This window comes from Bacteroides sp. AM16-13 (assembly GCF_003602705.1).
GTDB lineage: Bacteria > Bacteroidota > Bacteroidia > Bacteroidales > Bacteroidaceae > Bacteroides > Bacteroides xylanisolvens.
Genome location: NZ_QTLK01000012.1, coordinates 52,117 through 64,385 on the forward strand (window position 1 = coordinate 52,117; position 12,269 = coordinate 64,385).

Annotated in this window: 7 protein-coding genes; 1 reads left to right on the forward strand and 6 read right to left on the reverse strand. The window is 43.0% G+C overall.

Annotated features, from left to right (window positions below):
- Nucleotides 1-220 precede the first annotated feature (220 nt).
- Complete coding sequence (locus DW173_RS11435; protein WP_004299920.1) at nt 221-487, forward strand: hypothetical protein; 267 nt, start codon at nt 221-223, stop codon at nt 485-487.
- 119 nt (nt 488-606) lie between these two features.
- On the opposite strand, the gene DW173_RS11440 is transcribed toward DW173_RS11435, so the two are convergent.
- The 6 genes from DW173_RS11440 to DW173_RS11465 are packed head-to-tail and all read right to left on the reverse strand — an operon-like array spanning nt 607 to nt 12,084.
- Nucleotides 607-2,178: a LamG domain-containing protein gene (locus DW173_RS11440; RefSeq protein ID WP_120144470.1), complete on the reverse strand. Its 1,572-nt coding sequence runs from the start codon at nt 2,176-2,178 to the stop codon at nt 607-609.
- 36 nt (nt 2,179-2,214) lie between these two features.
- Entirely contained in the window at nt 2,215-4,143 is a 1,929-nt protein-coding gene (locus tag DW173_RS11445; RefSeq protein ID WP_120144471.1) for a RagB/SusD family nutrient uptake outer membrane protein, read from the reverse strand.
- Nucleotides 4,144-4,156: 13 nt separating this feature from the next.
- Nucleotides 4,157-7,402 carry a SusC/RagA family TonB-linked outer membrane protein gene (locus DW173_RS11450; protein ID WP_004310444.1) on the reverse strand — a complete coding sequence of 1,082 codons (3,246 nt, stop codon included), beginning with the start codon at nt 7,400-7,402 and terminating at the stop codon, nt 4,157-4,159.
- Nucleotides 7,403-7,438: 36 nt separating this feature from the next.
- Nucleotides 7,439-8,830 (reverse strand): glycoside hydrolase family 76 protein, encoded by a 1,392-nt coding sequence (locus DW173_RS11455; protein WP_120144472.1) that lies wholly within the window; start codon nt 8,828-8,830, stop codon nt 7,439-7,441.
- Nucleotides 8,831-8,844: 14 nt separating this feature from the next.
- Nucleotides 8,845-10,092: a SusE domain-containing protein gene (locus tag DW173_RS11460; protein WP_004299915.1), complete on the reverse strand. Its 1,248-nt coding sequence runs from the start codon at nt 10,090-10,092 to the stop codon at nt 8,845-8,847.
- An 18-nt stretch (nt 10,093-10,110) separates the two neighbouring features.
- On the reverse strand, nt 10,111-12,084 hold the full coding sequence (locus DW173_RS11465) for a LamG-like jellyroll fold domain-containing protein (protein ID WP_004304946.1): 1,974 nt from the start codon (nt 12,082-12,084) through the stop codon (nt 10,111-10,113).
- Nucleotides 12,085-12,269: the final 185 nt, after the last annotated feature.

Genomic DNA, 12,269 nt, shown 5'->3' on the forward strand with positions numbered 1-12,269 from the left:
CCCCGCCACAGTTTCCACACACTCCACACATACTTCCCCACTATCCTAATTGGCATCATCTTCCTCATTCCCTTATTTATCAATCACTTATCATACATTATCTAATTTTGGCACGCGCTTTGATCTTTAATTAGACGTTAGCGAAAAGCAATAACCGATTCCTTAACACAAAGGTAGAGAATTGAAAACATATGTCTAATAATCATTAAAGCAAACGATTATGAAAAAATTAGTATTAGTAGTAGCAATGTTTATGTTTGTTTGTGGTGGTTCATTCCTTGTAAAGGCTCAGAGTTCTGCAGAAGCTGTGACAGCCCCGACAGAAATCAATGCAACAGTTGTCAATGATACAGTAGTAAAAGATACTGTAACTAAAGAAGACGCGCCTGCAAAGGCATCACTGGTTGCACTCGCCGCCAATGTCAATGATACAGTTGTCACAGACACTACATCAAAAGACAAACCGGCTGAGCCTGTCAAGGAATAACCTTGCCAACAACATGCAGGACATAGTCTGCCGAAGAATAGTAAGCACACTACAAAAAAAGCCATCCCTACTTTCGTCTATTCCGGGGATGGCTTTTTTATTATCCTATCTTCTTACAATCATTCTGTAGGAGTACTTGTTTCCAATATCGGATCTGTTTTCCAACTTGAAACAATATTTGCCGCCTCTGCTTCGAAGCTCTTTCCTGCCAAGGACACAAATGTCTTGGTATTACCATTTCCATTATTGAATAACCAATTAGCTACCATTCCATCCTTATCCTCACTCAACAACTTGCCGCTCTGCTCGGAGATCTGTTGATCCGACAAGGCTTTTGTCCAAATACGGGCATAACTGATAGCTCCGTTCAACCGGCGTTTACCATCAGACTGGCCGATGTAGAAATCAGAAGTAAGATTGATCTCTTTCAAATCATCCGGCGTACCGTTTGATAATTGAAGCGTTTCTCTGACACCATTTACATACAATGCAATCCGTTCGCTTCCGCTCTTACTATTATCCAATACCACAGCCACATCATACCACTTATTGGTTTCTATCTTAGTAGAGCCCTCATAGCGAATACTACCTTTATCATCTGCAGCAAGCTGAAGGAAACGTTCCTCATCATTGCTTCCTCCCTTATGCACATCGACACGCAGCAAGAATTTCTTCTCTATACCCATCACCGTATTAATCCGGGCATTTCCATTGTCATTGCCATTCAACGACTCAATGTTGAAACGAGCCTCAAATGTGAGCGTACTCAAATTCTTTAGCGATTCATCTGCCGTACCATTATATTCAAACGGTACTTTAAAGTAATTACCGCTACCCAGGTTTGCCACTTTATCTGCCTGTACCACCGTTACGGTCAGACTTAATTCCTGTTCCGCTTCGTCTCTGACAAACACGGTAGTGATACCCGCTTTCTTACCTATTAAATTGAAACGAGTGTCATCCACCTGCTGAATAGCTACAATCTCTTCATTCTCTGCTGTCAGACTATAACCTCCGTTTCCTTTTTCTACCGTAATCATGATCTTATTGTTGACTCCCACTCTCGGTGTCAGATTGGAGACATCGATAGAAATCGGATTTACCGTCACCTGAACCACTGCCTGTTTTCCTTTATGGTCTGTAAAAGTCACTGTTGTATGTCCGTTCTTCAAACCTGTCAAAGTATAGAAAGGACGGAATTGATCTGTATTAACCATGCTGACAACCGTTTCATCCTCCACCTCATAAGACAATTCATCATTACTGGAAAAGTTTCCCATGCTGACAATCAGTTGCTTTTCACCGGCAACTTCCAAGACCACCTCCGGTTCATTCACTTCCAATTCAAATACACCTACATTCACAGAAATATTGGCAACTACTCCTTCTCCATCCATTACTTCGACGGTAGTGGCCCCATTCTGTGAGCCACTTTTTACAGTTATCAATTCGCCGGAAACGGTAGCCGTTGCAATGGCAGTGTTGAAACTTCTCACGGTATAGTTTCCGTTTCCAACCACTACATTCACTTTGGCTTCCTCATTCTGCCCGATACGTATTACCGGTTTGTTCACAATCAACTCTATCAAGTCTTTAGCCACATCGTCGTCGTCATCGTCATCACAACCTGTAACGGCAAACGATAATACCGACAAAAGCAACAGACACATATATGTATAGATTCGTTTCATCTGATTTTCTTTTTAAAGTTATACATTCCTACCGGTTTACCATCCGGGATTTTGTTCAATGGTCGGTGTCTTCTGCAACTCACTCTGGCGAATCGGGAACAGATAATGCTGAATAGAGAACGTACGTTCTTCCACGCAGAAACGCTCCATTCTATATTTCACACCGTCAACCGTAATGGCCCCATTCTCATCCTGCACCGGACGCATTCCGTTAATCATTCGCTGGCAACGGGGCAATGCACCGTTATTGGCAGCCCAGTATTTCTGCGTACGTTTTGAATTGTCACTCCCGCTCGATTTCCAAAGGCTTTCCTTTGCTAGCTCTTCCTTACTGGTGGGTTCCAGATACAAGCGGCAAGTCCACGGACGTTTTCCTTCATAAAAAAGTTCCACGCGACGTTCGCGCTGAATGTATTCACGCATCAACTGTTGATTAGTCTTTACTTCCGGCGGCATCGGTTTCATAAAAGAACGTTCACGAACCGTATTCACCAATTTATAAGCTTCATCGATATCCTCGCCCAATTCATTACAAGCCTCTGCATAAATATAAATAAACTCCGGAAGACGCCAGATGGCGGGCGCATTGATACTGAAGTTACCGGATTTGTTCCATGACTCCTGTTGGAATTTACGTAAATAATAACCGGTAGTAGTTGCATTGGTAGCACCAATCTTATCGGAACCACTCGCCGTATTGATCGTTTTCGACTCGTTCTTATTATTACGGTAAGGAGCTCCGTGATAAATTACATCACGATAGAAACGCGGGTCACGAGTACCTTTCACATACGGATTAGTATCATCATAGCCACCTTTGCGGGCTTCTGCCGAATATACCGGATAGCCATAATCACCTACGATATATTCGTATTCATCCACTTGTTCCTGCACCGGTTGCTGGCGCGAACTTCCCTCACGGCTGGGCGGATAAATATCACCCTGCCATGCCTGATCCTTGCTCTTCGTCATAAAGAACACATACTCATTGGCAAAGGCATCCATATCATAAAACATATCCCACAAACGAGCATATACATGGCTGTCATTCAGATTACCGTCAGCCGGATCCTTGAAATCATTTGCATCATGTTTCGTATAGAGAGAATAACGCTTGGTTCCGCCGACTTCGAAATCCAGAACGGCTTTAGCCGCTTCTTTGGCTTTTCTCCAACGAGTAGCATCATAAGCATACTCATTTTCAAACACACGACGCAAGTTGTATCCATATTGAGAAGCACCGTTCCACAACGGAGTAGCCGCTACCCAGCGAACAAAAGAAATCAATCCCAGACAGGCTCCCTTATCCACACGCCCAAAATTCTCGGAAGTTTTCACATATTTATTAGGAACCATGCCATAAGCAGTTTGCGCATCCGTCACAATCTTTTCAACCATCGAATGAACAGATTCTTTCTTGAAGTCCATATTATCTCCGGCATTAATCACACGGTCAATATAAGGAGCTTCGCCATACATACGCAATAACAGCATGTGGAAATAACCACGCATGAAATACATCTCACCGATACGGTTGCGAAGATCACCATCCTGCTGTGGGTTGTCGGGCGTGTTATACTTCTGTACATTTTCTATAATCAGGTTCGCTTTACGGATTCCTTCATAAAGAGCTTCCCAATATTGCCCTACACTACCGGGCAAAGAATTCGGGTTCCAAGCACCGTTATTGAAGTTATTCGTAATGTTTCCCTCTACGTTGGTTCCTTCACATTCGTCCGTAATGGCACTGTTGCTGAAGTGCTCGAAGAACACCAGCGGACGGTCTGCTTTCTTTGCAGCCGCGTATACGTCGGAAACCAGTCCGTTCACTTTTTCGTAACGGGCAAAAACGTCCGCTTCCGTAATATTATCATCATCGTCCCGATCCAGGTAATCGCTACATGAAGTAAAGACCAACGGCAGGACCAATAAAGCAATTGCTGAAAATCTATATAACTTTTTCATATTTCTATCTTATTTAGAATGTTATATCAATACCAAAATTGAATACCTTTTGAATAGGATACCAAGAAGCTCCGTCTCCGGATTTCGTTTCCGGATCTATATCCACATCACCCAGTTTATCAAAAGTCAACAGATTCAGACCTTGCACATAAATACGTGCCTGTTGCACATGGAATTTACGTAATAATTTGGGCGATACATTGTAACCAATTTCCACATTCTTAAGACGCAGGTAGGAAGCATCATACAAAAACAAACTACTGTTTCCATTCTTGTTGTTATCATGTGTTCCATAATGCAATGCCGGATATTTGGCAGTAGCAGCCGTTTCCGGTGTCCAACGGTCCAGATGCATTTTCTTCACACGTCCGATCTTATCTTGTTCAAATTGCGGGAAGTCAAATACAGCAGCCCCATTCAACAGAATAGATGATTTTGTCGCACCTTGCAATAATACACTAAAATCAAAGTTCTTATACTGGAAACCGAAAGGAATACCGAACATCAGTTCCGGACTACGCGGATTTCCCATTGCTGTACGGTCTTCATCATCAATCACTCCGTTACGATCCAAATCCTTATAAACAACATCTCCCGGAATTAATTGTCCCCACGGCTGATAACCGATCTTGTTCAAACGGTCAGCCTCTTCCTGATCGGCTACAAAATGATCGAACACATAAACGAAGTTTTCGTATAAACGTTTACCGGTTTCTTTACGCCAGGAGTTCTTGCGGGCAACTTCCGCTTTATATTCCAAACGGTTGCGGGAGAAAGTCAGGTTCGGACGAATATAGTAACGGAAATCCTTTCCAATCTTATCATTCCAGCTCAATTCGATATCCACACCGCGGTTGCTTACTTCACCCAGATTCTGTAAAGCTGCATCTTTACCTACAATATCCGGATATCCCATGATACCGTCACTATTCATATCTGTAATAATGTCAAAACGATATTCATAAAATGCATCTATCGTCAATGCCAAACGTTGGTTCAGGGTAGTAAAGTCAATACCGACATTCAGTTTACGGGCTTTCTCCCAAGTCAGATTCGCATTAGCCAGATTACCTTCGGAAGTACCGCCTACATTCGTACCAAAGTTATTACCGAAATCATAACCACTGCCACCACCGTAGAAAGCCAGATATGGGAAACGGCTGCTGACATTGTCACTACCTACCAAACCATAGGAGGCTCTTACTTTCAGGAAGTCAATCCAGGAAGCCTTTTTCATAAATTCCTCTTCAGAGACTACCCAACCGATTGAACCAGCTGGGAAGAACCCGTAACGTTTGCCCGGAGCGAAGTTTTCGGAACCATTGTAACCGAAGTTAAATTCCATCAGATACTTCTGATTATAATAATAAGCAAAGCGTCCGGTGATACCCTGGCTATGATAAGCCAGTTCATTGTTAACAGTACGGTTACCACGGTTTGCCAATAACATGGCGGTCACTTCGTGGCGGTTGCTAAACAAACGGTTGTAATCCAAACGTGCCTGTATATAAGTACGTCCGTCAGAAGCGTTATGACTGAATCCGTTGCCAATAGTCTGGTCAATATCATATTTGTTACCCGTTTTGTAAGCACCCGTATAGTGTCCGCCTGCCATATAAGCATCCGAACCTTCGATCGGCATAAACGTCGCATATTTCGGATATTCACGATAACCGTCTTTGTAAGTATCCAGTTTGCGATTAATCCAGCGTCCTTCAGAAGCATCATAAGAGAACATCACTTCCGCTTTTAATCCTTTCGTCAGAAATTCCATATCCAGATTCATGGCAAAACTACCATTCAGATACGTGTTCTTTTCATTCAGATAACCGGTACGGCTCAATTCACCCAGAAGATTGTAACGGTAGATATTGTCACCATAAAGCATTCCACGAGGATTTTGCTGAATGTATTCCTCATTCTGCGGATGCGCATTTTCTTCCACCAGGATGGGCAGATATGGAGGCTGGGTAGCACAGATGGTCATCAGGCGACCGGCTGTTGTACCCGGTGCATTACGGTCGGTAATACGGGCCCCCAAATCCAAACGGGTACTCAAATAACGATTAATGTTGATATCGATGTTCGAACGGAAGTTGTAACGGGTGAACTTGGTTTGCGAGTCATATTCACCGGCATTCGAATATTTGTAGTTACCGCCTTGTGAAAAGTAATTGGCCAATACATAATAACGTACCTTGTCCGTACCGCCACGGATGGAGAGGCTGACATCTTCCTGCAAACCGGGTTTGAAAGCAAAATCATAATAATCCCAGTCATATCCCAAACCATCGGAGTTGTCTCCTTTCGCACGGCGGAAATTGTCAATCGCCTGTTGAGAGAAAAGGTTCAAACTGCTGATGTCTGCGCCCGTCATCTTAGCATCGTTCAATCTGGCTTCATTATATAAAGTTGCATAATCGGCAGAACCTAAATATTCGGGGAAACCGATCGGCTGGTTAATACCGATAGAGGCTTTCAGGTTCACGGTTGCCTTTTCCGCTGCCTTACCACGTTTGGTAGTAATAACGATTACACCATTTGCACCACGGATACCATAAGCGGCAGTGGCGGAAGCATCTTTCAGGATAGTGAATGTTTCTATTTCATCCGGTGCGAGGTAACTCATGTCACGTTCGATTCCATCGACAATGACAATGGCACTCTGGTTACCGTAAGTTGCCTTACCACGGATAAACAATTCACTTTGATCCACACCCGGTTCACCACCCGCATACTGGTTTACAATCAACCCCGGCAGACGTCCGGCAAGCGCATTGTTGATATTGGCAGTAGGACTCTGCGTCAGATCTTTCGTTGTGATGGTAGCCACAGAACCGATCATGGTTTCTTTACGTTGTTTGGTATAACCAACTACAACCACTTCCTGCAATGCTTTCGTATCTTCCTGCAACAAGACAGTCAGTTCTTTCTTTGCACCGGGAACAATCTCCTGTGGCTGGTAACCCAGATAAGAAAACACCAACGGAGCTTCCGCATAAGGCAGTTTAAGCGTAAACTTACCATCCATATCCGTAATCGTACCTGCATTGGCCACCCCTTTCACGACAACAGACACACCGATCAACGGGTCATTTGTCGTCTTGTCCAATACCGTACCCGACACTGTTATTTTATGGTTTTGTGTGGTCTGCACCTTTGCCGTTCTTCCCGTTTGCGCCACACCCTGCAAAGGTATACCTGCAAGAAGAGTGCAAGAAACAGCCACCAGACAAATATTTCTTTTTATATGTATCATCTTTCTTTTCGATTTTCTATGTGTAATAAATCAATCTTATTCCTCTGCTTTCTTACCGAAATCCGGTCCGACCCAGTTGGCCTTTTCCGTTGCTTTACCTTGCACCCAGTCTTCATAACGGGCACGGATTTCAATCATTGTTGCTCCCGGGACTTCCGCATTCAAGGAAATTGTCAGGCGATCTTCCCTGTTGTCACGATTACCGAAGGTCGGTGCTTTTGCCCAATCGTACTCCCACACATAATAGCCTTCGGGATGAGCCAACGTCCAAAGCACATCAGAACAGCTGCGCAATGCAGCGATAAACTTATTCTTGGTCTTTTCCGGATAAAGGCTGTTAGTCGGCTGTTTCACCATATCCAGGAAGTAACGGACAAATATTCCACGGAATAAAAGATTATCTCCCGAATTTCCTTCACCACTGAATACCGGATAGTTAGAGTCCATTTTCTTATTTACCTGATAAGAGCCGAAAGCAACCGCATTACGAAGATATTCCTCCTCACCGGTAGCGTTGTACAGCTCCAGGGCAGCCGCCATAAATGTTCCCTGATTATAAGACAAGGCTACTTTATCAGGATCTCCCGGTGTTCCGTCATCTTTAATACTAAGATTATCATATACCTGTCCGGTGGAAATATCACACAGATAAGCCGTCATCCAGTTGTATACCTCTTTAGCGAAGTTCAGGTAATAAGCAGCCTGCTCTTCCCAGCCGTCTTTAGCCTCCTTAACGGTAAGTTGATACAATTTCATAGCCAGAAGGCAACCGGGACCATTGGAACAAGACATACGTGAAGCCGGCGCATCCGTTTTCCATGCCATTCCTCCTACCCCTTTATAGTCATTCTTCGCTCCCTTGATATGGTTCCACATCTTCATCAACGCACTGTAGTAATCCTGATCGCCAGTCAATTCATAAACCCGCAGACAAGACAGTGCCATCCATTCCATATCATCATAGAAGTTATTCCAGAAGTCTTTGCCACCATAACCGCAATGTTCATTCCAGTCATCAAAAGCCGGCAGGAAAGGTTTCATGATGTTTTCATACAAATGAGCTTGATATTCGGGATTGTTTGCGTGACGGATATAAGCATCGATCACGATGTCCAATGCATGTCCCTGCGACCATCCGCCGCTACCGCCCGTGCTTGCCGGTTCTCCGGTTTCCGGTGTATTCGGTTTTTCCCAGTAAATGCTTCCGCAAAAGGTATCCCGTCCGCTGGCATTCTCATAGAAATATTTGATATAAGTTCCCGTACTTTTGTCGGCTGCATCTGTCCAGTTCACATCCGACACATATTCACCGGATGAATTACCTTTGTAGATGTCTCCCAGATCGCCGTCGTCACAAGCTGTAAATATTGCCAGTGCACCGCTTAACAACAAAGCTCTTTTTGATAATGATACTATATAGTTCTTCATATTATTATTCAGTTTTAATCTTCATTCGTTTCCGAAGCTACCCAACGGTGGGTGTACGTTCCAAACTCTGCATTGAAATAGAGGGTTACATCGGTTTTCACCGTAGCATAATAGACATTTCCCTGCTTTTCGCCCCATTGCAGTAATTCGTCGCAGAAACGGAAACTGTAATCCCATGGATCTGTGCCCAATGCCAGTTGATATAAATTATAATAGCTGTTGTCGGTAGTCAGATTCGGTTGCCCTTTATCTTTCTCCTTATGTCCCCAACGGTAGGTTGTTCCGTTGATTTCCATCTTAAAGCTATGACGGGTTTCACCGCTTCCTGCCCAACTTTCCGTTTGTTTCCGGGCAGTATAATTCTTCACACCCCATTTGCCATATCCCAGATAGTTGAAATCCTGTCTATACCCACCCGAATGGTTATAAAGATATACAGCTCCTATTTCATCGTAACTGATCGTTTGTTCACCCATATTGATGGTAATCCGGTAGATGCCTGATTGAGGAACCGTAACTGTATAGTCTTCACCATCATTACGCTCACGCAACACTCCGTTGTCGTCTACATAATAATAGCATTTGCGACCTTCTACAGTAGACATAAATATAAATGGCTGGTCGGCTTTCAATTGAGTGAAAGTCTGATAGATTCCTTCATTCTGACGGAGCATTTGTTGTGCTTCCGCTTCATCACCATCATCTTCCGTACCCACGCCAGTGATATAAACCGGCTCGTTTTCAGAAGGCATATCATCAATGCCGTCCATCATAAAAATTACGAAATAACCTTCCAGACTACTAAGAGCCTGATCCAATCCGCAATAAGCACGCACCTTCCAACGCAGTGTGCCGTTGGTATTGCAACGGAATTTAGCCAGTTTACCTATTGTGTTTGCCTGATAATGGGTTAAAGTCAACTGTGATTCCAAACCGTTATTGTCAGAAAAGATCGTTTCTACCGGTTTGGTAAAGTCTCCCCCGATCGTATCAATCAATACTTCATAACGATATACTGTATTTCCGTGTTTCTCGGTAGGCGTCCATTTCAGAACAATATCCGTCAACGAAGCACCCGAAAGTACTACTCGCTCGCCACTAGCCATTGCATCCATTGTTCTAACAGGTTCAGGCGGAACAATCGGTTCATAATCATCCGGATCAAATCCCGGATTCAGTTTATTGTCACAAGCCGTCAGTCCGATAAGAAAAAACAGCAGGGCAAATTTGATTAGTTTTTTTGTTATCATATTGTTTCTCATATTATTATATTCCTAGTTTTAGTATGAATGAGGACATTCAATTGGTTCAAAGCGGCTCTTATCTCCATTATAAGTTGCAGGAAGTTCCGCTCCCCAGGCAGGTTTATTTTCGCTTATATTCTGCAAACAAACTTGCGCATCCAATCCGCTGCCGCCATTTCCCCAATTTTCAAAAACTGTAGTACCTCCGACACCTTTCGAGAATACCCAATATCCCATCAAGTCAGAGTGTTCTTCTGCATTAAGGATTTTGCACATATTCGCTTTAATTTCACTTTCGTCCAACGCTCTCTTCCACATCCGTGCCTGATAAACTTTGCAATATCCTACCCGATATGAATCTCCGGAACGTCCAATCAACAGTGCTTTATCATTTCCACCTACATCTGTCAGATTGAGAGATGAATTAGGGGCACAATCCTCATAAGAGTTATCTGCAGGAGTCAACGTTTCTCTCACCCCGTTTATATACATTTTATAAGCCTCTTTAGTACTTGATTTCGTTCCATCATATACAATGGCTATATGATACCATTTACCCGGAGTCTTACGTCCACCTTCCGAATCATCGCAATAAATAGTTTGCTGACTACGGAAACGGGGATCACTCTTACCATTAATTTTAGTGGCTATTTCAAAACGCGGATTCACATCCTTAGCTTCTGCACGAAGCAGGAATACACTTTCCAAACCTATAAACGATTGCATAGAACGAGTATAAGTCGGGTAGAACACAACCTCAAAAGTAAGCTGATTCATACTTTTCACCTCTGAATGTGATTCGGCATACTTTTTAATATCAATTTTAAAGCATACGTCATATTCCATACGATAACATACCGGATTCACATAAACTGGTAACGTCAATTTCTGACCTGCCGCATCAGACAGTTCCAGTGTGGTAGTCCCGAGCTTCTTTCCTGTTAGTTTTAACTTGGTAGCCCCGTCTTCCGTAATCAATTCTGCGGTTTTCAAATAGGTTTTATTATCATCTGTGAGTTGTGCCAACTTATAATCACCATTTCCTCTGGTAATAGCTATTTCTGTAGATGCCTCATAACCACCGATGATTAAAGAAGTTGCTTCATTTTCCAGTTTAAGGTTATATGGATTCACTTTCACCGAAATCTCCTCCACAGAACCTTTCTGGTCTGTCACAATCACTTTCACATCACCTCTAGCTTTGGGTTTCAAGGTAATCAGGTTCTCTTTTTCAGTAGCTTCCACAATCGTTGCATCCGTAGTAGGCTCGCCGTCTCCCACCTGATAAGTGAAACTATATCCGCCATTACCTCTCTCAATAGAGATATATTGAGATTCGGCATCCGGTTCGGCAAAAGTGGCTTCATCACTTTTCAGTGTCAGATCCACGATGTTCACTACCACAGGAATAGTGATTGTCTTACCTTTCTTATCTGTTATCGTAATATTTACCGGATCGGCTCCAGTCTCGAACTTGGCAGTCAACGGAATAACTTGTCCGGATAGTTCACCCACTTCCAAAAACTTATCAGCACCTTCCGGTATGGAAATCTGATAATCTCCGTTACCGGTCAAAATCTTCACCAGTCTCTTTTCACCGATAAAAAGGTCAAAACCTTCTTCCGGTGCATCTACCGTCAAATCCCAGAGTTTTGCTACCCGAACCAGCACTCTAGCCACTTTCTTACGTCCATCTACTATTAATATAGTGGTTTCCGTACGGTTATTTTCTTCCAACTGGCTATTTTCGGTAGCTTTAATAGTCACCTTATTACCATTGATTGTAGCCGTCGCCACGTTTTCATCAAATGGCTTCACATAATAATCGCCATTACCGGAGGTGATACTCACCGTAATTTCGTCTCCTTGTAGTAGTGTCACCGAATTATTATCGACAACCAGATCTGTTGCCGGTTTCACTTCCTGTTCTTCTTTATCATCACTGCACGAACCCATAAAAAATGGAATGGTCAATGCTGAAAGAAATAAAAAACTAAGTTTCCTTTTCATTAGATTAAAGATTAATAAATTAATACTTTTCAAGTTTATCTACTTAAAAACTTCGATGAGACAAAGATAAAATCACTAAACTCTACCAAAAGAAAATTAACTATCCTTTTTTACCTTTTGGCACGGATATTTACTATATTAACACGGATATTTACTTCTTCTTTTTCTTTAAAAATTCCCGCCAC